Annotated in this window: 23 protein-coding genes; 17 read left to right on the top strand and 6 right to left on the bottom strand. The window is 42.1% G+C overall.

The genetic code is table 11. The features are described from left to right. Positions 1–5: 5 nt before the first annotated feature. The 9 genes from rplD to rpsQ are packed head-to-tail and all read left to right on the top strand — an operon-like array spanning position 6 to position 3,980. Positions 6–611, top strand: coding sequence for a 50S ribosomal protein L4 (rplD, locus tag OIZ54_RS16570; RefSeq protein ID WP_004588686.1), 606 nt, complete (start codon positions 6–8; stop codon positions 609–611). Beyond that, positions 608–910, top strand: coding sequence for a 50S ribosomal protein L23 (gene rplW / locus OIZ54_RS16565; protein ID WP_004588687.1), 303 nt, complete (start codon positions 608–610; stop codon positions 908–910). The genes rplD and rplW overlap by 4 nt, the downstream gene beginning before the upstream one ends. Positions 911–927: 17 nt before the next feature. Then, positions 928–1,752 carry a 50S ribosomal protein L2 gene (rplB, locus tag OIZ54_RS16560; RefSeq protein ID WP_004588688.1) on the top strand — a complete coding sequence of 275 codons (825 nt, stop codon included), beginning with the start codon at positions 928–930 and terminating at the stop codon, positions 1,750–1,752. 15 nt (positions 1,753–1,767) lie between these two features. Continuing rightward, entirely contained in the window at positions 1,768–2,046 is a 279-nt protein-coding gene (gene rpsS, locus OIZ54_RS16555) for a 30S ribosomal protein S19 (RefSeq protein ID WP_004588689.1), read from the top strand. Positions 2,047–2,060: 14 nt separating this feature from the next. After that, a complete protein-coding gene (gene rplV, locus OIZ54_RS16550) occupies positions 2,061–2,393 on the top strand; it encodes a 50S ribosomal protein L22 (protein ID WP_004588690.1) in 333 nt (110 codons plus the stop codon). A gap of 11 nt (positions 2,394–2,404) precedes the next feature. Next, complete coding sequence (gene rpsC, locus OIZ54_RS16545) at positions 2,405–3,106, top strand: 30S ribosomal protein S3 (protein ID WP_004588691.1); 702 nt, start codon at positions 2,405–2,407, stop codon at positions 3,104–3,106. A gap of 12 nt (positions 3,107–3,118) precedes the next feature. Beyond that, entirely contained in the window at positions 3,119–3,532 is a 414-nt protein-coding gene (rplP, locus tag OIZ54_RS16540) for a 50S ribosomal protein L16 (RefSeq protein WP_002957890.1), read from the top strand. Further along, entirely contained in the window at positions 3,532–3,723 is a 192-nt protein-coding gene (rpmC, locus tag OIZ54_RS16535) for a 50S ribosomal protein L29 (protein ID WP_004588692.1), read from the top strand. Before rplP ends, rpmC begins: the two co-directional genes overlap by 1 nt. Continuing rightward, positions 3,723–3,980, top strand: coding sequence for a 30S ribosomal protein S17 (rpsQ, locus tag OIZ54_RS16530; protein WP_004588693.1), 258 nt, complete (start codon positions 3,723–3,725; stop codon positions 3,978–3,980). Before rpmC ends, rpsQ begins: the two co-directional genes overlap by 1 nt. Before the next feature lie 328 nt (positions 3,981–4,308). Here rpsQ and OIZ54_RS16525 read toward each other — a convergent pair whose 3' ends face one another. Continuing rightward, complete coding sequence (locus tag OIZ54_RS16525; RefSeq protein ID WP_264390854.1) at positions 4,309–4,845, bottom strand: helix-turn-helix domain-containing protein; 537 nt, start codon at positions 4,843–4,845, stop codon at positions 4,309–4,311. 181 nt (positions 4,846–5,026) lie between these two features. Here OIZ54_RS16525 and OIZ54_RS16520 point away from each other — a divergent pair, with 181 nt between their 5' ends. Further along, positions 5,027–5,500, top strand: coding sequence for a hypothetical protein (locus OIZ54_RS16520; protein ID WP_264390853.1), 474 nt, complete (start codon positions 5,027–5,029; stop codon positions 5,498–5,500). A gap of 113 nt (positions 5,501–5,613) precedes the next feature. Then, complete coding sequence (locus tag OIZ54_RS16515) at positions 5,614–6,210, top strand: hypothetical protein (protein WP_264390852.1); 597 nt, start codon at positions 5,614–5,616, stop codon at positions 6,208–6,210. A 30-nt stretch (positions 6,211–6,240) separates the two neighbouring features. Here the strand turns inward: OIZ54_RS16515 and OIZ54_RS16510 are convergent, their stop codons facing one another. After that, positions 6,241–7,872 carry an endonuclease gene (locus OIZ54_RS16510; RefSeq protein ID WP_264390851.1) on the bottom strand — a complete coding sequence of 544 codons (1,632 nt, stop codon included), beginning with the start codon at positions 7,870–7,872 and terminating at the stop codon, positions 6,241–6,243. A 306-nt stretch (positions 7,873–8,178) separates the two neighbouring features. On the opposite strand from OIZ54_RS16510, the gene OIZ54_RS16505 reads away from it, so the two are divergent. From OIZ54_RS16505 to OIZ54_RS16490, 4 genes are all read left to right on the top strand, one after another. Further along, positions 8,179–9,990 (top strand): assimilatory sulfite reductase (NADPH) flavoprotein subunit, encoded by a 1,812-nt coding sequence (locus OIZ54_RS16505; RefSeq protein WP_121636828.1) that lies wholly within the window; start codon positions 8,179–8,181, stop codon positions 9,988–9,990. A gap of 60 nt (positions 9,991–10,050) precedes the next feature. Then, a complete protein-coding gene (cysI, locus tag OIZ54_RS16500; RefSeq protein ID WP_024031990.1) occupies positions 10,051–11,748 on the top strand; it encodes an assimilatory sulfite reductase (NADPH) hemoprotein subunit in 1,698 nt (565 codons plus the stop codon). A gap of 42 nt (positions 11,749–11,790) precedes the next feature. Then, positions 11,791–12,531, top strand: coding sequence for a phosphoadenylyl-sulfate reductase (locus OIZ54_RS16495; RefSeq protein WP_248462985.1), 741 nt, complete (start codon positions 11,791–11,793; stop codon positions 12,529–12,531). 127 nt (positions 12,532–12,658) lie between these two features. Beyond that, on the top strand, positions 12,659–13,201 hold the full coding sequence (locus tag OIZ54_RS16490) for a DUF4124 domain-containing protein (RefSeq protein ID WP_096738927.1): 543 nt from the start codon (positions 12,659–12,661) through the stop codon (positions 13,199–13,201). 209 nt (positions 13,202–13,410) lie between these two features. Here OIZ54_RS16490 and acnA read toward each other — a convergent pair whose 3' ends face one another. The 3 genes from acnA to OIZ54_RS16475 all read right to left on the bottom strand — a co-directional run bounded on the left by acnA (position 13,411) and on the right by OIZ54_RS16475 (position 17,290). Beyond that, the gene (acnA, locus tag OIZ54_RS16485) at positions 13,411–16,152 is read right to left on the bottom strand and encodes an aconitate hydratase AcnA (RefSeq protein WP_024031992.1); all 2,742 of its coding nucleotides are present in this window, start codon (positions 16,150–16,152) and stop codon (positions 13,411–13,413) included. Between the two features lie 218 nt (positions 16,153–16,370). After that, entirely contained in the window at positions 16,371–16,799 is a 429-nt protein-coding gene (locus OIZ54_RS16480) for a hypothetical protein (RefSeq protein WP_024031993.1), read from the bottom strand. A 107-nt stretch (positions 16,800–16,906) separates the two neighbouring features. Further along, entirely contained in the window at positions 16,907–17,290 is a 384-nt protein-coding gene (locus OIZ54_RS16475; protein WP_024031994.1) for an RNA-binding S4 domain-containing protein, read from the bottom strand. A 269-nt stretch (positions 17,291–17,559) separates the two neighbouring features. On the opposite strand from OIZ54_RS16475, the gene OIZ54_RS16470 reads away from it, so the two are divergent. Together OIZ54_RS16470 and OIZ54_RS16465 are read left to right on the top strand one after the other, a co-directional pair. Beyond that, on the top strand, positions 17,560–17,862 hold the full coding sequence (locus OIZ54_RS16470) for a hypothetical protein (protein WP_004589447.1): 303 nt from the start codon (positions 17,560–17,562) through the stop codon (positions 17,860–17,862). A gap of 81 nt (positions 17,863–17,943) precedes the next feature. Continuing rightward, positions 17,944–18,609 carry a hypothetical protein gene (locus OIZ54_RS16465; protein ID WP_264390850.1) on the top strand — a complete coding sequence of 222 codons (666 nt, stop codon included), beginning with the start codon at positions 17,944–17,946 and terminating at the stop codon, positions 18,607–18,609. A gap of 9 nt (positions 18,610–18,618) precedes the next feature. Here OIZ54_RS16465 and OIZ54_RS16460 read toward each other — a convergent pair whose 3' ends face one another. Beyond that, the gene (locus OIZ54_RS16460) at positions 18,619–19,077 is read right to left on the bottom strand and encodes a Crp/Fnr family transcriptional regulator (RefSeq protein ID WP_054983366.1); all 459 of its coding nucleotides are present in this window, start codon (positions 19,075–19,077) and stop codon (positions 18,619–18,621) included. Positions 19,078–19,099 lie beyond the last annotated feature (22 nt).

The following is a 19,099-nucleotide window of genomic DNA, read 5'->3' as shown; positions in this document are numbered from 1 at the left end:
TAGTGATGGAATTAGCAATTAAAGACGCTTCTGGCGCTCTTGAAGTTTCTGAAGCTACTTTTGGACGTGAGTTTAACGAAGCATTAGTACACCAAGTAGTTGTTGCATACGCAGCAGGTGCTCGTCAAGGTACTCGTGCTCAGAAGACACGTTCTGAAGTAAGCGGTGGTGGTAAAAAACCATGGGCTCAAAAAGGTACTGGCCGTGCACGTGCTGGTACAATCCGTAGTCCAATTTGGCGTTCAGGTGGCGTTAGCTTCGCAGCTAAACCACAAGACCACAGCCAAAAAGTAAACCGTAAAATGTACCGCGGTGCGATCAAAAGCATCTTATCTGAATTAGTTCGTCAAGAGCGTTTAATCGTTGTTGAAAGCTTTGGTCTTGAAGCACCAAAGACTAAAGAACTAGTTTCTAAGCTTAAAGAACTTGAGCTTAAAGATGTTCTTATCGTGACTGAAGAAGTAGATGAAAATCTTTTCTTATCGGCACGTAACCTGTACAAGGTTGACACGCGTGATGTAGCTGGTATCGATCCTGTAAGCTTAATTGCTTTCGACAAGGTACTTATTACAGCTGCTGCTGTTAAGCAACTTGAGGAGGCGCTAGCATGATCCGTGAAGAACGTCTTTTAAAAGTGATCCTTGCTCCACATATCTCTGAAAAAAGCACAATTGCTGCTGAAGAAAACAATACTATTGTTTTTAAAGTAACAAATGACGCAACTAAAGCTGAAATTAAAGCAGCAGTTGAGAAGCTTTTTGAAGTAGAAGTAACGGGTGTTCGCACACTTAACGTTAAGGGTAAAACAAAACGTACTGGCATGCGTTTCGGTCGTCGTAGCGACTGGAAGAAAGCTTACGTTACTCTTAAAGAAGGTAGCGAGCTAGACTTTGTCGGCGGCGCCGAGTAATAAGGGGAGTTAGAATTATGGCACTTCAAAAGTGTAAACCAACTTCTGCGGGTCGTCGTCACCTAGTTAAAGTGGTTAACCCAGATTTACATAAGGGTAAACCTTACGCACCACTATTAGAGAAAAACTCTAAATCAGGTGGTCGTAATAACAATGGTCGTATTACGGTTCGTCATATCGGTGGTGGTCATAAGCATCATTACCGTTTAATCGATTTTAAACGTACTAAAGATGGCATTCCAGCCACTGTTGAGCGTTTGGAATATGATCCAAACCGTAGCGCAAACATCGCTCTTGTATTATATGCAGACGGTGAGCGTCGTTACATTATCGCACCTAAAGGCTTAAAAGCTGGCGATGCAATCCAGTCTGGTGTTGATGCACCAATCAAGCCTGGTAATGCATTACCTATGCGTAACATGCCTGTAGGTTCGACTGTTCACAACGTAGAATTAAAACCAGGTAAAGGTGCTCAAATCGCACGTTCTGCTGGTGCATACGTTCAAATCCTTGCGCGTGATGGTCAATACGTAACATTACGTCTTCGTTCAGGCGAAGTACGTAAAGTACAATCTGATTGTCGTGCAACGCTAGGTGAAGTAGGCAATGCTGAGCATATGCTTCGTTCACTTGGTAAAGCAGGTGCAAATCGCTGGCGTGGTATTCGTCCGACAGTTCGTGGTGTTGCCATGAACCCGGTTGATCACCCACACGGTGGTGGTGAAGGTCGTACATCTGGTGGTCGTCATCCTGTGTCTCCATGGGGTAAGCCTACTAAAGGTGCTAAGACGCGTAAGAACAAGCGTACGGATAAATTTATAGTACGTCGTCGTACTAAGTAATATTGAGGAATAGCCATGCCACGCTCTCTCAAGAAGGGTCCTTTTATAGACCTACACTTGCTGAAGAAGGTAGAGAAAGCTTTGGAAAGCGGTGAAAAGAAGCCAATTAAAACTTGGAGCCGTCGTTCAATGATCATACCTAACATGATCGGATTGACCATTGCTGTCCATAATGGTCGCCAGCATGTACCAGTTTTCGTTTCTGACGAAATGATCGGTCACAAACTAGGTGAATTTGCACCAACTCGCACTTACCGTGGCCATGCCGCGGATAAGAAAGCGAAGAAACGCTAAGAGGGGAATGATAAATGCAAGCATTAGCTAAACATAAATTCGCCTCTGGTTCGGCGCAAAAAGCTCGTCTAGTTGCAGATCAGATCCGCGGACTACCTGTCGATCGCGCTCTAGAAATCCTGGCGTACAGCCCGAAAAAAGCGGCTGTATTAGTTAAAAAAGTACTTGAGTCTGCTATTGCTAACGCAGAGCATAACGAAGGTGCTGACATTGATGAGCTTCGTGTAACTACGATTTTTGTGGACGATGGTCCTACAATGAAACGTATTATGCCACGTGCTAAAGGACGCGCAGACCGCATCCTTAAGCGTACAAGCCACATCACTGTTGTGGTTTCAGATAGCTAGGAGTATAAGTAATGGGACAAAAAGTTCATCCTACTGGTATTCGCCTAGGTATATCTAAACCTTGGGTTTCTACCTGGTACGCGAGTTCTAAAGATTTCTCTGATCAGCTTTTTGGCGATCACAAAGTACGTACTTTCCTTACAAAGGAATTAAAAGCGGCTTCTGTGTCTAAAATCGTTATTGAGCGTCCAGCAAAATCGATCCGCGTAACAATTCACACGGCTCGTCCGGGTGTTGTTATCGGTAAAAAAGGCGAAGACGTTGAAAAGCTACGTCAAGCGGTAACTAAGATCGCAGGTGTACCTGCTCAGATTAATATTTCTGAAGTACGTAAACCAGAGTTAGATGCACAACTAGTAGCAGACGGCATTGCCTCTCAGCTAGAGCGTCGTGTTATGTTCCGTCGCGCTATGAAGCGTTCGGTACAAAATGCAATGCGCATCGGTTCTAAAGGGATCAAAGTTGAAGTTAGCGGTCGTCTTGGCGGCGCAGAAATCGCACGTTCAGAATGGTATCGTGAAGGTCGTGTACCTCTACATACTCTTCGTGCTGATATCGACTACGCAACTTCTGAAGCCTTAACCACTTATGGTATCATTGGTGTTAAAGTTTGGATCTTCAAAGGCGAAGTTATTGGTGGTTTACCACTAGTACAAGAGCAAGAGAAGCCAGCTAAACGCGCACCAAAGAAAGCCAAGAAAAGTGCTAAGTAGAGGTAGCGAGTAATGTTACAGCCAAAACGTACAAAATTCCGTAAAATGCACAAAGGCCGCAACCGCGGTTTAGCGCAAAACGGTAACAAAGTAAGCTTCGGTACTTTCGGTTTGAAAGCTACTGGTCGTGGCCGCATGACTGCTCGTCAAATCGAAGCAGCTCGTCGTGCTATGACGCGTCACGTGAAACGTCAAGGTAAAATCTGGATCCGTGTCTTCCCTGACAAGCCGATCACAGAAAAGCCTCTTGAAGTTCGTATGGGTAAAGGTAAAGGTTCTGTTGAATATTGGGTTGCTGAAATTCAGCCTGGTAAAGTACTTTACGAAATGGAAGGTGTTTCTGAAGAGCTTGCTCGTGAAGCGTTTGACCTTGCAGCTCGTAAACTGCCATTCAAAACAACTTTCGTAACTCGGACGGTAATGTGATGAAAGCAAGCGAACTAAAAGACAAAAGCGTAGAAGAGCTAAATGCTGAACTTCTAGGACTTCTTCGTGAGCAGTTTAACCTGCGCATGCAAGCAAGCACTGGTCAGTTAGCTCAGACACACACGCTAAGAACAGTACGTCGCGATATCGCGCGTGTAAAAACAATTATTAACCAGAAGGCAGGTCAATAATGAGCGATAAAATTCGTACTCTTCAAGGCCGTGTAGTAAGCGACAAGATGGAAAAATCTTTCACTGTTGCTATCGCACGTTACGTGAAGCACCCAATCTATGGGAAATTCATCAAACGTACTACTAAGCTACACGTACATGACGAAAACAACACAGCAAAAGCGGGTGACGTAGTTACTATCCGTGAATGCGCACCAATTTCTAAGAATAAATCTTGGACTTTAGTAGACGTTGTTTCTAGTCCAAAACAAGCTTAATTTTTAAATTAAGTAAGTTTTGTAAAAAAAGCCCTGGCATTAGCCGGGGCTTTTTGTTTGCGTTTAAAAAAAGCTGTAAGTTTGAAGTTTTCAGTCGTTAGCTGTTCGCAGTGAAGTGAAGCGCCGTAGCTTAGGTTGAGTCTAGAACACTTGAGAAAAAAGCACGCCACGAATACGTTATAGTCCTAATTCTAATCGAAAATAATACCAATCGTGTTAAGTTATTAGGCATTTATAGCGACAGATACAAATTTCTGATACACGACTGTATAGATGTTTAAGGTAGAGTAATACTGGAGTAATTGCCAAGAACAACTAAATAACAGCTCTATAATTTACCAAACCTATGCCTTTGCGAGAGTAAAGCTGCAACAATAGATATTAATATGCACACGGCAGAGCCTACCACTAGGAAGCGGTTCTCGATTCGACTGACTTGCCTTTCTCCTACAATTTGATAGGTCACATCCCCCTCAATAAAGCGTTCGCCTTGGTATTGCTGAGTGACGTTAAATGCTAAAAAGTCACCTAGCTTTGCTTGATAGGTAAAGTAGGTTTGTGGATAAAAAATTTCATATGTTGCACACAACCACGCTATCAGCCCACACATAAATAAAGCCAAGCTCATAATTAAAGTGATGTTTGAGGGCTTATCTATCGCTGAACTTATAGGTAGGCATTTATCAATACAGCCTTCGCCATAGCAAAGTTTAAGCTTTTCAATTACCTCAGTTGAGGGGATAAACTGTCCATTTTCAAGCTTTGAAAGGTACGACTGTTGAATTCCAATTTCACGCGCAGCATAAGCCTGAGTCCACTTTTTATTTGCTCTAAGGCGTTTTAACTCCATTCCTAACGCTTGCATACCCTCTGCTCTTATTTGATTAGTTAAGCGTTTTATTATCGCTAAAATTAGTATTTATAAATAGTCTAAAAGCGTATATTCATGCTTATTAATATAAAGAATATTATGAATATTAATAGCTTATATTCAATTTAACAAAATATAAGGTATGCTCAATTCGATTTTAATAAGGAGATATAATATGCCGAATAAATTTACTAGCGCTATGTTAGTGCTTATCAGTTCACTGTTTTTTATAAACCCCAGTTACGCAGAGCCTGTTTTTGCAATTAAGGCCAGTATTTATAAATTACAGAATGAGATTACCGTAGATAGTAAAATAGAGCAGGCTTTAAAAAATCTAAGCCCTACGCATCAACCTCAGCTACTCATGCTATTAAATAAAAGTGCAATGATAGAAATTGGTGATGATACGCAAATGACGGCGCTTGAAGTAAAGCCTAACGCAGAGGGGTCGCACTTTAACGCTAGCTTGAAGCTAAAAGAGCAGGTTGATGGCAAGTGGGAATCTATTTCTTCCTTTATGCCGCAAATCCCAAATGGGCAAACAGTGTATTTAAGCCGCACCTTTACAGATAAAGTATGGCTGATAAAAATTACAGGTAAACGCTACGAATCAATAGAACTTGCAGAGCAGGCCTTAAATCAAAAGTAACGCCTGTTAATTTACCGTACAGTGTGTGGCTGCAAAAAAAGTTTAATATAAGTTTGCTGGTAAAGTGTGGCGGGCACGTTAGTATGCGCTAATAAAGGTACAAGGAGCGTAGTATGGCTAAGCAAACAGTGTTAATTATAGGTAATGGCCCCGTCGAAAAGGATGTAAGTAAAGCCCTAAACAGCTTTGATAGAGTGGTGCGCTTTAATATGTGTGCAAACATGCCTGCATACTTAGGCCGTAAATGTACTGATTTATGGCTAGTAGGGCGAGGTAAGCAAGGCGCAATGCTCTGCGCAGCGTTTCCAGATATAGATATAACGCAGCTGAAAAATGTCATGATCACTGACCCAAAACCTAACTTATATACTCAACCTTTTTATAAGCTAATTAACCGCAGGGGCTGTATTGACCATGGCGATGAAATAATACGTAAATATAGCCCGCATGCAAACGTGAGTCGAATCGCCCAGCACGATAAAACAGTATTATTAAAACACTTAAATACGTTTGGCAAACCTGCTTTTAAAGCTAAAACACCCAGTTCGGGAATGTTAGCCATTGAGCACTTTTTAAAGCAGCAAGCACAGGTGTATATTATCGGTTTTGGTTTTAAGGGCTGGAAGCGTCATCCGTGGGATTTAGAAAAGCAGTATGTAGCGTCACTTATTGCCAAACAAAAAGTACAGTTATTAATAAGCCCCAGTTAATGCTGGGGCTAAAAAGTTATAACCAAGCTATTACCAAATCATCTCAACAAATTCAGGGTGATCGATATACGGGTTACGATTACCTTGAAACTCATAAGCTGCTTGGTTACGGTCAAGCTCCATTTGGCTAACAGGGTCGGCGTTATGCCAGTTAAGTAGCATAGCTACCACCCAATTTTCGAATACTTGATTGCTTGTGCCATTAAGGACTGCATTACTGGCAGTTGTGTTATTTTGCCACGAGCCTATTACATTCTCGTAGCGGGTTGCCATGTAAAAATAAGCGCGGGCAAAGTCACCTTTAAACTCATCAATTGGCTCAAACACCGTACCTGAGTAATTAATAGAGCTTGCTGCTGAACCGACTTTACTACCGTTTGTTGATGTAAATGATGCACTAGCCACTTCACCAAAAGGGTAGCTACTACGTTTTGAGTTTACATAACCGTCGGTTGCATAAATGTGATGCACGTCTGAATTCATTGGCTCATTTGTGCCGCCAAACCAGCTTTTAGGGAACGAATGCTCGCGGTTATAGCAATCTGCTTCACTGTTATAAGTACCACACTGATCGCTCACCGCGGTGTAAGTATAGCTGTCGCTACCATTTGGCTTTTCACTATACATATCTAAAATACTGTTATCGTTTTCAAAGTATTTATCGCGTGCTGAAGAATCGTAAAAGTTCCAAATAGCCGAGTAACCTTGCGAGCTGTGATTTTTGATAATGTTATAAAGCTCAGTTTTTAATGCATAGCCAGATAGACCCTGAGTTGTTACGTAATAACCTGTTGGTGTTGGGTTAGTGCCACCGCCAGTATCACCACCAGAGCTATCGCCTAATTCAAAAGTTGTACTATCTGTGTTATTAAAACTTGCGCCACTGGCAAGTGTGGTGCTGCCCTGAGTGAGCGCGTAATTACCACTACCTACGTTACAGCACATACCGTCGCCATAGCTGTCACTTATAACTAGGGTGTATGCGCCATCAGTTAAACATAGTTGCTCATTATATTGTGTGTTAGAGGCATAACCACTGCCACTGGCTACGCTGCTACCTTGGCTGTTGTTAACCACCCAGCTGGTTTCGCTGCCGTAGTTATCGGTATTAAGGGTTAAAGTAAGGCTATGGTCGTTACAGCTGCCTGAAGCGCCGCCGTCTGTATTAGGCAAAAAATTATCTACATAAACGGTTTCATTGCCATCAAAGCCGCTCATATCGTAAAAACGTAAACCAACATTAATGGTTTTATTACTGCTAGGCGTATAACTGTGGCTAATTGTTTGCCACTGATTAATTTGCGCTTGGTTAGAGTACCCTTGGTAGCCATCTACATACAGGCGGGCTCTTATGCTTCCTTCAGTGTGATATACATCCACTGAGAAATCATATGTTTTGCCCGCCTCCACACTAACTTGTTGTAATAAGTCGGTATTGCTTTGCGAGCCGGTGGTCACATTAATAGCCGCCGCGCTGTTTGCGTTATTTACGATACTGGTTGAGCGCGATACATTAATACCGCTATCAATTGTGGTCCACGCGTCAGGCGTATTGCCTGTCCACTGCTCAAATCCGCCATTTGCGACATTGGCCATTGCTGGGGTGGCGGCAATTAGTAATGCCGTGCTAAGTAACTTATTTTTGTATGTCCCGTGTGACATGATTGTTCCTATTTTTTATAGTTGAGTAAATAACATACACTATCTGCACAAGGTTACAAATTTGTTAAATACAAAATTAATAAAATAGCAATAATCAGCCTTTAAGCTGTTTTTGAAGGTCTTTATATAAATTAATAACTAAATGGAATAACAAAGCAGATTCTATTCTTTTTTTCTCACCGCATAGCCCGCTATCCTGCACACTAATAAAACCTCAGCAGAGTTACTCTGGGTGAGGTAAAACTCATTTTGAACAGCGCACCATGTGGGCTGTATGTAATTTTCAGGGTTATGGGGAACAAATTCATGTTGTTAGGTCAACTTAACGCAGCGGCAAGCCCGCTATCGCAAGAGCAAGTACAAAAGCTGCAAGGCTTAGTAGCAGAACTTAATCCGATTCAGCAAGCGTGGGTAAGTGGTTACTTAGCTGCAAATGCTAATTCTGCGGCTCTTGGTGGGCAAGCGCCTACAGCGGCTGCAAGCGATGCTGCGCCACTTACTATTTTGTATGGTTCGCAAACAGGTAATGCAAAAGGTGTGGCGACTAAGCTTAAAGAGCAAGCAGAGTCGCGCGGTCTAGCTGTAAAACTTGTGAGCATGTCTGACTACAAACCTACAGCCCTGAAAAAAGAAAAGTTTTTAACCGTTGTTGTATCTACCTACGGTGAGGGTGAACCACCTGAAGATGCTGAAACACTGTATGAATTTTTAACTACCAAAAAAGCACCTAAGTTAGATGGCGTTAAAGTCGCGGTACTGGGTTTAGGTGACTCTAGCTATGAATTTTTCTGCCAAACAGCAAAAGACTTTGAAGAGCGTTTAAACAAACTTGGCGCAGAAACTATTTTCCAACGTGCCGACCTAGATGTTGATTACGATGATGAAGCAGCCACTTGGATCACCGGTGCACTTGATGCATTCGAACCTGATCTAAAAGCGCAGCAAGATGCTGCTGGCGGTCAAGTTGTATCAATGCCATTTGGCGCGCCAACAGCGGCAGCAAGCCAATACACTAAGCAAAACCCATTTGCGGCAGAGCTTGTTACAGTACAAAAAATTACAGGGCGCGATTCTACTAAAGATGTACGCCATGTTGAGATTTCGCTTGAAGGCTCAGACATCACCTACTTACCTGGTGATTCATTAGGCGTGTACTTTTTAAATGATGAAGCCCGCGTAGATGAGCTACTAACACACACGCAAATCGATCCAAGCACACTTGTAAAAGTGGGCGAAGAGTCACTGCCTATTCGCGATGCATTAATCGAAAAGTTAGAGCTTACTCAGTCATACCCAGGCTTTGTAGAAAAATACGCAGTTGCAACGGGCACGCCAGAGCTACTAAAGCTTGTAGAAGATAAAGCCGCGATGCGTGAGTACATTGAGCCTCGTCAAATTTTTGATGTAGTGGCACAAAATCCTGCAAAAATAGACGCACAAACCTTAGTTGATTGCCTACGTAAACTACAAGCGCGCTTATACTCAATCGCTTCAAGCCAAAGCGAGGTTGAAGAGGAAGTGCACTTAACGGTAGGTTTAGTTGAGTTTGACGCCTTTGGCAGCGAACATTTAGGTGGCTGCTCTGGTTATTTAGCACGCCGTGCTGAAGAAGGGTGTAAAGTTAAAGTATTTAGTGAGCACAACGACAACTTCCGTTTACCTAGCGATGATAATACCCCCATTATTATGGTTGGCCCAGGTACCGGTATTGCGCCATTCCGTGCATTTTTACAAGAGCGTGACTCGCGAGAAGCACAAGGCAAAAATTGGCTGTTTTTCGGTAACCCACACTTTACACAAGACTTCTTGTATCAAGTAGAAATTCAGGGTTATTTAAAATCAGGCCTATTAAGCAAAGTTGACGTTGCATTTAGCCGTGACCAAGCCGAAAAAGTATACGTACAAGACAAACTACGCAAAAACTCAAAAGAAATTTTTGAGTGGCTAGAAGCAGGTGCGCATTTTTATGTGTGTGGTGATGCAAACCGCATGGCAAAAGATGTACACAACGCCTTAGTTGATATCATCAGCGAAAACACCGGTAAAAGCTACGAAGACGCAGAGCAATATTTAAAAGACTTACGTAGCGCTAACCGCTATCAGAAAGACGTGTATTAATCACGTTTCTTATTTTATTAACAGCTAGCAGCCGTCACTGTAACAAATTTAGGATTTAAAATGAGCGAACAAGATAAAAACGTAAAACTTTCTGATAACGAACGTTTGAAAAGAGAAAGTAACTTTTTACGTGGCACCATAGAGCAAGATTTAAAAGATGAAATTACCGGTGGTTTTACAGCCGATAACTTCCAACTTATACGTTTTCACGGTATGTACCAGCAAGATGACCGCGATATACGCCCTGAGCGCGCAAAGCAAAAGCTAGAGCCGCTGCACAACGTAATGCTACGTGCACGTATGCCTGGCGGTATTATCAAGCCTGAGCAATGGCTAGCAATTGATAAATTTGCCGATGAAAAAACAAGCTACGGCAGTATTCGTTTAACAACACGTCAAACGTTTCAATTTCATGGTGTATTAAAGCCAAATATTAAAGGCATGCACCAAATGCTTAATAGCGTTGGCATTGACTCTATTGCCACCGCAGGCGATGTAAATCGTAACGTACTATGTACGACTAACCCTGTTGAGTCAGAGCTACACCAAGAAGCGTATGAGTGGGCTGCAAAAATTTCTGAGCATTTACTTCCAAAAACGAAAGCATACGCTGAAATTTGGTTAAATGGCGAAAAAGCAGAAACCACAGAAGAGCCAATTTTAGGTTCTAACTACTTACCGCGTAAGTTTAAAACCACGGTTACTATTCCGCCTAACAACGAAGTCGATGTGCATGCGAATGACTTAAACTTTGTTGCTATTGCTGAAGATGGCAAGCTTGTTGGCTTTAACGTACTTGTAGGTGGTGGCCTTGCTATGACCCACGGTGATACGGCTACGTATCCGCGTAAAGCTGACGACTTTGGTTTTATTGCCCTAGAAGACACTTTAAAAATTGCTGAGCACGTTGTATCAGTGCAGCGCGATTGGGGTAACCGTTCTAACCGTAAAAATGCAAAAACTAAATACACCCTAGACCGTGTTGGGTCTGACGTATTTAAAGCGGAAGTAGAAAAACGTGCCGGTGTAAGCTTTGCACCAAGCCGCCCTTATGAGTTTACTCACCGTGGCGATCGTATCGGTTGGGTAGAAGGCATTGATGGCAAGCACCACCTTACGCTATTTATACAAAGCGGCCGTATTTTAGACTACCCAGGTAAGCCATTAAAAACAGGTTGTCGTAAAATTGCAGAAGTGCACCAAGGCGATATGCGCATGACGGCTAACCAAAACTTAATTATTGCCGGTGTGCCTGCCGATCAAAAAGCAGTCATTGAAGAAATTGCCCGTAACCACGGCCTAATTGATGACAAAGACACTGAGCAACGTAAAAATTCAATGGCGTGTGTAGCATTGCCAACGTGTCCGCTTGCTATGGCCGAAGCTGAGCGTTACTTACCAAGCTTAATTGAAAAAACCGAAGCACTACTTGCTAAGCATGGCATACCTGATGACAGCATTATTATGCGTGTTGTAGGTTGTCCTAACGGTTGTGGCCGCGCAATGCTTGCAGAAGCTGGTTTAGTAGGTAAAGGCCCTGGTAAATACAACGTTTACCTAGGTGGTAATTTAGAAGGTACACGCATTCCTAAACTGTACCTAGAAAACGTAGGTGAAGATGTTTACCTAGACGCGTTTGATAAGCTAATTGGCCAGTGGGCAAGTGAGCGAAACGACGGTGAATGTTTTGGTGACTTTGTAATTCGCAAAGGCATTGTTGCTGAAGTAAAAGTATCAGTAACCGATTTTCACGCTTAATTAAATACCCACGCGGAGCGTGGGTGAGGTTTAAAATTGACCATGAGTGAATTTAAAAACATATTACAGCTTGATAAGCAAAGCCAAGCGGCATTGCTTGCAGATGCAAACGGCATACTTGCACCAATGAGTGCGGAGCAGCGTGTTGCATGGGCACTAGAGAACTTACCCGATACAGCTTTTTTATCATCAAGCTTTGGTATTCAAGCGGCGGTCATGCTGCATTTAGTAACATCTCAGCGTCCTGATATTCCTGTGGTATTAACCGATACGGGTTATTTATTTCCAGAAACGTATCAGTTTATTGAGCAAATGACAGCGCGCCTATCACTTAATTTACAGGTGTATAAAGCTGAGCTAAGCCCTGCATGGCAAGAAGCTAAATACGGTAAACTATGGGAACAAGGCGAGGACGGTATTAAGCAATATAATCAGCTTAATAAAGTAGAGCCCATGACCCGCGCATTAAAAGAAATTGGTGCCGGTACCTGGTTTAGTGGCCTGCGCCGTGACCAATCGTCGACCCGTGCAGATAAACAGTTTGTTGAGATAAGCCGAGGTACGGTAAAAGTGTATCCGATTATTGAATGGACAAACCGCGATGTATATCAATACCTTACTAAGCATGATTTACCTTACCACCCATTATGGGAGCAAGGTTATGTGTCGATGGGTGATGTGCATACTACGCGTAAACTTGAGCCAGGTATGAGCGAAGAAGAAACGCGCTTTTTTGGTTTAAACCGCGAATGCGGACTGCATATTGATGGCGATGGTATTTAAAAAAAGCGAATGCTAAACAACTATTTAAACGCAACTTAGGTTGCGTTTTTTATTGCAAAAAAATTGCCTGATTAAGTATTTTTTATTAGACTTGCCTTTCAAGGATTCATTTTTAAGCAGGAACGCTATGAAATACTTCACCTACTTGGCAATATCAGTCATGATCATTGCTGTTATCTCTTTGTTTTACCTAAAAAAGCCAGATGGCCAAACATGGCTTTCTAGTTCATCTATTAGTGCTGAATCTCACAAAATTAAAGAAAAAATGGTCGCGTTATCTACCAATACGCTTAATCAGGCAGTGCAAGGCGCAAAACAAGCGGGCGATAAAATTGCGCAGAGTGTAAACAATGATGCGGCGACAATTAAACCCGGTAGCAAAATTTATAAGTGGCAAGATAAAAACGGCCAATGGCATTTTTCAGATACGCCTAATGCAGATGGCAAAAGTATTGAGGTAAAACTTGATGCCCGTGATGTCACTGTTGTAGCCGCAGAAGACACCTCAATTTTGAGTAGCAGTGCAAGTACCTCAAAAAAGAGTATTCAACCACCTACACCAACCGTTTACAACGCTGAATCTATTCAAAAACTGTTTGAAGATGCCGAAAAGGCAAAGCAAAAATTAGAGCAGCGCAGTAGAGAGATGCAAAGTATAGGTGGGTACTAAATTTTTATTGTGCGCTTAGCATTAAAGCTTACTCAATATGAGGGGTTTTAATCGTGCGGGGTTTGTAATTAGTGAGCTGAGTTACTGCGCCTTCGTTATGCTAAGGGCTTATAACCAGTTAAAAGCAATACCAAGTTGCAATACTCGTTAATCATTTAGCGCATAAAAAAGCCTAGCGACTGCTAGGCTTTTTAGTTTTAAGTATATGATTAGTCAAGCATGTTACGTAAAACGTATTGTAGAATACCGCCGTGCTTGTAGTAATCCCACTCTTTAGGGGTATCTATACGTACATCGGCGCTAAAGCTGACTTTTTTGCCCTCAGCATTCGTGGCAATAATGCTTACTTCATTCGTTTTGTCGTACAAACCTTCAATATCAAACTGCTCTTGGCCAGTTAAATTTAATGATTCGTGGCTCTCACCCTCTTTAAACTGTAAAGGTAGTACACCCATACCAATGAGGTTAGAGCGGTGAATACGCTCATAACTTTGTGCAACCACCGCTTTTACACCTAATAAAAGCGAGCCTTTTGCTGCCCAGTCGCGTGATGAACCGGTACCGTATTCTTTACCAGCTAACACAATTAATGGTGTGTTACTCTTTTCATATTCCATTGCGGCATCGTAAATGCTGGCAAGCTTGTCATCAGGTTGGGTGCGAGTAACGCCACCTTCTGTACCTGGTGCGAGTAAGTTTTTAAGCCTAACGTTCGCAAATGTGCCTCGCATCATCACTTCGTGGTTACCACGGCGTGAACCGTACGAGTTAAACTGCGCTTTTTCTACGCCTTTTTCCTGTAAGTAAATACCGGCTGGCGCTTCAGCTTTAATGGCCCCCGCAGGAGAAATATGGTCAGTGGTTACTGAGTCGCCAAGTTTAGCTAAACAACGCGCCCCTTCAATTGTTGGCACGCCTGGTGGTTCAACGCTCATGCCCTCAAAGAATGGTGCTTTTTTAATGTAAGTTGACCCATCATCCCAATCATAGAGCTTACCATCAGGAATTTGAATTTTTTGCCAACGGCTGTCGCCTTCGTATACGTTGGCATAGCTTTTTTCGAACATTTCTCTGGTTACCGTTTTTTGTACTAGTTCGCTGACTTCGCTCACGCTTGGCCAAATGTTTTTCAGGTAAATATCGTTACCGTTTTCATCTTGCGCTAATGGCTCGTTGTATACATCTATGTCTGTACGCCCTGCAATGGCATACGCTACCACAAGTGGAGGCGAGGCTAAAAAGTTCATTTTAACGTCTTGGTGTATACGCCCTTCAAAATTACGGTTACCCGATAAAATAGAGCTTACAACTAGCTTATGCTTTTGAATAGCTTCGCTAATTTCATCTGCTAGCGGGCCTGAGTTACCTATACACGTGGTACAACCATAACCGACCAAGTTAAAGCCTAAGCTTTCTAGGTCATCCATTAGGCCTGCTTTTTCAAGGTAGTCGGTTACCACTTGCGAACCGGGTGCAAGCGATGTTTTAACCCACGGTTTTACATTAATACCCAGCTGTTTAGCTTTTTGAGCCACTAAGCCTGCGGCTAAAATAACACTGGGGTTAGAGGTATTTGTACAGCTTGTAATAGCGGCAATAACACAGGCGCCATCGTTTAGTTCAAATTCTTGGCCTTTAAACTTCACTTTGGCTGCACCCATAAACTGCGCTTCGTCTACCGGTTCATCAGGGTTGGTTGTTGGGCCTTCACTTTCAATGCGCGCTTCTTCAATATCGCTTTTATCACGACGAGCCATACGCTCATCTTGGAAACCTTTTAGGTGCTGGCCTATCACATCACCGGCTTTATCAAGTGTAATTCTGTCTTGTGGGCGTTTAGGACCTGCAAGGCTAGGCACTACGTCGTCTAATTTAAGCTCAAGGGTGTCTGTGTAATGCGCTTCGTCGCCTTCATGGCGCCATAAGCCTTGGTGTTTAGCGTAGTCTTCAATCAGTTTGAGGTGATCTTCATCGCGGTTCGTTAAACGCAGGTAGTTAATTGTTTCATCATCAATTGGGAAAATACCACATGTTGCACCGTACTCTGGCGCCATGTTGGCAATGGTTGCTCTATCGGCTAGCGGTAAATCAGCTAGGCCGTCACCATAAAACTCAACAAATTTACCCACTACTCCGTGATTACGTAGCATTTCGGTAACGGTGAGCACTAAATCGGTAGCTGTGGTGCCCTCGGGTAAGCGGCCATTTAATTTAAAGCCCACTACCTGAGGAATAAGCAAGCTAATTGGTTGCCCAAGCATGGCTGCTTCGGCTTCAATACCACCTACGCCCCAGCCTAACACACCTAAACCATTAATCATGGTGGTGTGCGAATCAGTCCCTACAAGAGTGTCTGGGTAGGCTATTGATTTTCCGTTTTCACTGTCGTTAAAAACAACACGCGCTAAAAACTCTAAGTTTACTTGGTGCACAATACCTGTAGCTGGTGGCACTACTTTTAAATTATCAAAAGCAGTTTGCCCCCAGCGTAAAAATTCGTAGCGTTCTTTATTTCGTTCGTATTCTAGCTTGGCATTTAAATCAAACGCACCGTCGTCACCGTAGCCATCTACTTGTACTGAGTGGTCAATTACAAGTTCAGCAGGAGAAAGCGGGTTTATTTTTGCAGGATCGCCACCTAGCTTTTCCATTGCATCACGCATGGCAGCTAAATCAACAATGGCGGGAACACCTGTAAAGTCTTGCATTACCACACGTGCCGGCGTAAAGGCCACCTCAGCTGAGGGCTTTGCTTTAGGGTCCCAGTCAAGAAGGGCTTGAATGTCTTGTTCTTTAATGTTTACGCCATCTTCATTGCGTAATAGGTTTTCTAGTAATACTTTGAGAGAAAAGGGCAATCGCTTTGCTTTGTCGCCTAATCCTTTAAGTGAGTGAATATGGTATTGCTCGCCATTAATCGTTAATTGTTGTTGGGTGTCGAAACTATTCATTTTTTGCCCCTTTGATAGTTAGGATTATGTCCTTGATAAAATAACGTGTTTATTTGCCAATAGTTTGCAAAGTGCATACCAGAGATAATAAATATGACAAATCAGGCTAAAAAGCAGGTAGCGCAATGCATGTTTTTTAGACAGTACTAAGTATAGAAGTGCTACCTAAAATTGTTTTTTCAAGTAGCAAAATAATGAGTTTACAAAAGGGGGGGAAGTTAGTTCAACCAACCTTGTTGTTTGCTTTTTATACTTAAATATAAAAGCAAAAACGCAATAACAATCACTAAAATAGGCATAAACACCGCGCTTATCCCCAGCATTTTAATGCTATTTATCACAATGAAATTATAAAATTGCTGAATAAATATCGCTACCAACGATAACGCAAAGGTAGGCGTTGCAAATGCATTTTTGGCCAATAGTAGTATGCAGCCAAGGGTGCCACCAAATACCGCTACAGCAAATGCAATGGTAGACCACAAAGGCACGTTTGAATATGCAGCTTGTTGATCTAGCGGAAGTTTACTTATCATCTCGGGGGTCATCATAAGGTGCATTATAAATGCAAACACACCTAATAAATTCCAGATAAGTGCTGCCCACAGGGCGGGTTTAAACCAATTAGGTGTGGCTGAGGTTGTCATATTATTACCTTGTTTTTATTGTATTTTACGAGGTAATTAAAGAGCAAAAAGGCTAACTGTTCAAGCTAGCCTATACATATAATAAAAACGGCACAAAGCGCTAAGGGCTAGCCAAATGAGATAGGGCGGCGCCCTGTATTTTCATCAACCTTTGGCTTTTTAGTGCGCTTTCTTTTATTTTTTGCCGGCTTTTGAGCTGTTTCATTAGGTGTTTTTTCTGGCTGCGGCTGGGTTGTTGCCACTGGGCGCTCTACAGGAGTCGCATCTTCACTTAAAGTGAGTTGAAAAAGCTCGCCATCAAATTCAAGTACATCGCCACTGTATAATTTTTTCCGTTTTATTGTACATATTTCATGGTTAACCCCAACATAGCCTTGCGCTATTAGGTTTTTAGCTTGGCCGCCACCTTCTACTAAATCGAGTACTTTTAGTAATTTACAAAGCTCTATAGGTTCTTCTTCAAGTTCAATTTCAATGTATTCTTCTGACATGGTTATCTCTGTTGGTGGCGCATAAGCAGCAAGTATAAAGGCTTGCACTGTTTTTTGCACCTAGCAAGCTCGCCCGAGTGGGATAAAAAAGAGTGATAAATATAAAACTTTTTTCAACTTTAAAAAAACTGCAGCATTTGATGCGTATGCTCTAGCAAAAATTTGGTGTGCTATTTGCTATTGCTTTGGCAAATAAAAAATCGTACCTAAAACATGGTAATTATTTCACCGTTTTAATTGTTTAGGTCTGCATATAATTGGAGCAGTAAATGGGCATAAGATTAGCAATGAAAAAAGAGCTAATGGGCTTAGATAATTCAGATATGCTGACAGCAGATGATGTAAGAGCTCACTTAGCTAACTCGGTAAAAACACAAAAAGAGCAAGATGAACGCGGCTTTTCGGTTATTTCTAAGTTTAACGATACGCACAGTCGGCTAATTAGTGGTGATCCACTTAAAAAATCAAAACTGGAATTTGAACGTCACCGCTTATTTAACGAAGTTTTATATACGCGCCAAAGTGTAGATGCCTGGTTAGACAGCCAAACAAATTATACCAACGTACAATAATACTTAATTAAGCACATGAGTATTAAGTTGCTATAGATAGTTTCCTCCAATAGACTACAATTGTAATCATTGGAGGTAACTATGAAAAATGGCATTTTAATCTGTATGTGGGCACTATTATTAACTGCGTGCCAACAACCTACCGTTTATGTTTTTAGTGAAAACTTGCAAGAGGAGCAGCGCAAGCAGCTCGATGCTGCGCTAAAAGCACAATCGCTCCCTTATGAATATGTTGAGCTAGAAATCCCATCAGAGTTTGGTAAAGCCACGTTGCTTTTATCAAGCGATAAAATTTATTCCAAAGAGACAGAACGACTTGCGTCCATAATCCAAGCGCTCGGGTATGAGCCACAAGTAAATTATACAAGTCGATCAAATCACTTTTATGGTGATGGCAATATAGGCTTTTATTTAAAGAGCACTGATGGAGAAGACGCTTTTACTATGCCGTCTCGGCTAAGAACAACCCATTGCAGCGACGATAAATACAATGATTTAGCGGTTAGATTTTCAAATGAACACGCTGACTTTACCTTACCCAATGGCGCTGTTGTAAGGTTAGGTTGGGAGTTTTTATACGGTTACGTTGTTATTTATTACAAAAATTATTCGCAAACATACAACCACTCACAACCACTTATAAATACGCCCTTTGGCGCCAAGCCATCCGATACGTATACATTTACGGCGCATGTTAATCACCCCAGCTGGCTTGATTGCTCACTACAAATTGTTTATATGAACTGAGTGATAGAGTTAACCGTGGGTTTCTATGTGCTCACTCAGCTTTGCAATGCGCAGACTCATACCTTCTATGATTCTATCTTTAATTTTTTCGCGTATTACATTAGGCAAGCGAGTAAGTGCCTCTGGGGTAATGGCAAGTACTATGGTGTCGGTTTTAGCGCGAGCGCTCGTACTGCGCTCGCGGTTATTAATAAATGCGCCTTCACCGATAAACTCACCGGGCTCTATAGTGCCAAGCTCCAGCAAGTGGTTATGTTTAAAAACAAGTAACGCACCACTTAATACAATGTATAAGCGTTTGTCGTTATCGTATTGTTTAAATAAAAACTGATGCTGGTTAACTAAATACAATAACCCAAACGACTCTAATAACACTTGGCGTTCAGCAAGGCTGAAGTCTTTAAAAAAGTGCAATCTATTCACTATTTCCATTTGTTTAAATAATGGAATGTGTTCTATTAATTTCATCCTAGGGCCAACGAGTAACAGT

Origin of the sequence: Pseudoalteromonas sp. A3 (genome assembly GCF_025942345.1) — a bacterium.
GTDB classification, from domain to species: Bacteria; Pseudomonadota; Gammaproteobacteria; order Enterobacterales; family Alteromonadaceae; genus Pseudoalteromonas; species Pseudoalteromonas atlantica.
The sequence above is the reverse complement of the archived record's forward strand: the minus strand, read 5'-3'. Positions and strand labels throughout refer to the sequence as shown.

Bases quoted from the DNA above. Each gene is read 5' to 3' on its own strand.
- rplD (WP_004588686.1), top strand. From the start codon at position 6: ATGGAATTAGCAATTAAAGACGCTTCTGGCGCTCTTGAAGTTTCTGAA.
- rplW (WP_004588687.1), top strand. From the start codon at position 608: ATGATCCGTGAAGAACGTCTTTTAAAAGTGATCCTTGCTCCACATATC.
- rplB (WP_004588688.1), top strand. From the start codon at position 928: ATGGCACTTCAAAAGTGTAAACCAACTTCTGCGGGTCGTCGTCACCTA.
- rpsS (WP_004588689.1), top strand. From the start codon at position 1,768: ATGCCACGCTCTCTCAAGAAGGGTCCTTTTATAGACCTACACTTGCTG.
- rplV (WP_004588690.1), top strand. From the start codon at position 2,061: ATGCAAGCATTAGCTAAACATAAATTCGCCTCTGGTTCGGCGCAAAAA.
- rpsC (WP_004588691.1), top strand. From the start codon at position 2,405: ATGGGACAAAAAGTTCATCCTACTGGTATTCGCCTAGGTATATCTAAA.
- rplP (WP_002957890.1), top strand. From the start codon at position 3,119: ATGTTACAGCCAAAACGTACAAAATTCCGTAAAATGCACAAAGGCCGC.
- rpmC (WP_004588692.1), top strand. From the start codon at position 3,532: ATGAAAGCAAGCGAACTAAAAGACAAAAGCGTAGAAGAGCTAAATGCT.
- rpsQ (WP_004588693.1), top strand. From the start codon at position 3,723: ATGAGCGATAAAATTCGTACTCTTCAAGGCCGTGTAGTAAGCGACAAG.
- OIZ54_RS16525 (WP_264390854.1), bottom strand. From the start codon at position 4,845: ATGCAAGCGTTAGGAATGGAGTTAAAACGCCTTAGAGCAAATAAAAAG.
- OIZ54_RS16520 (WP_264390853.1), top strand. From the start codon at position 5,027: ATGCCGAATAAATTTACTAGCGCTATGTTAGTGCTTATCAGTTCACTG.
- OIZ54_RS16515 (WP_264390852.1), top strand. From the start codon at position 5,614: ATGGCTAAGCAAACAGTGTTAATTATAGGTAATGGCCCCGTCGAAAAG.
- OIZ54_RS16510 (WP_264390851.1), bottom strand. From the start codon at position 7,872: ATGTCACACGGGACATACAAAAATAAGTTACTTAGCACGGCATTACTA.
- OIZ54_RS16505 (WP_121636828.1), top strand. From the start codon at position 8,179: ATGTTGTTAGGTCAACTTAACGCAGCGGCAAGCCCGCTATCGCAAGAG.
- cysI (WP_024031990.1), top strand. From the start codon at position 10,051: ATGAGCGAACAAGATAAAAACGTAAAACTTTCTGATAACGAACGTTTG.
- OIZ54_RS16495 (WP_248462985.1), top strand. From the start codon at position 11,791: ATGAGTGAATTTAAAAACATATTACAGCTTGATAAGCAAAGCCAAGCG.
- OIZ54_RS16490 (WP_096738927.1), top strand. From the start codon at position 12,659: ATGAAATACTTCACCTACTTGGCAATATCAGTCATGATCATTGCTGTT.
- acnA (WP_024031992.1), bottom strand. From the start codon at position 16,152: ATGAATAGTTTCGACACCCAACAACAATTAACGATTAATGGCGAGCAA.
- OIZ54_RS16480 (WP_024031993.1), bottom strand. From the start codon at position 16,799: ATGACAACCTCAGCCACACCTAATTGGTTTAAACCCGCCCTGTGGGCA.
- OIZ54_RS16475 (WP_024031994.1), bottom strand. From the start codon at position 17,290: ATGTCAGAAGAATACATTGAAATTGAACTTGAAGAAGAACCTATAGAG.
- OIZ54_RS16470 (WP_004589447.1), top strand. From the start codon at position 17,560: ATGGGCATAAGATTAGCAATGAAAAAAGAGCTAATGGGCTTAGATAAT.
- OIZ54_RS16465 (WP_264390850.1), top strand. From the start codon at position 17,944: ATGAAAAATGGCATTTTAATCTGTATGTGGGCACTATTATTAACTGCG.
- OIZ54_RS16460 (WP_054983366.1), bottom strand. From the start codon at position 19,077: ATGAAATTAATAGAACACATTCCATTATTTAAACAAATGGAAATAGTG.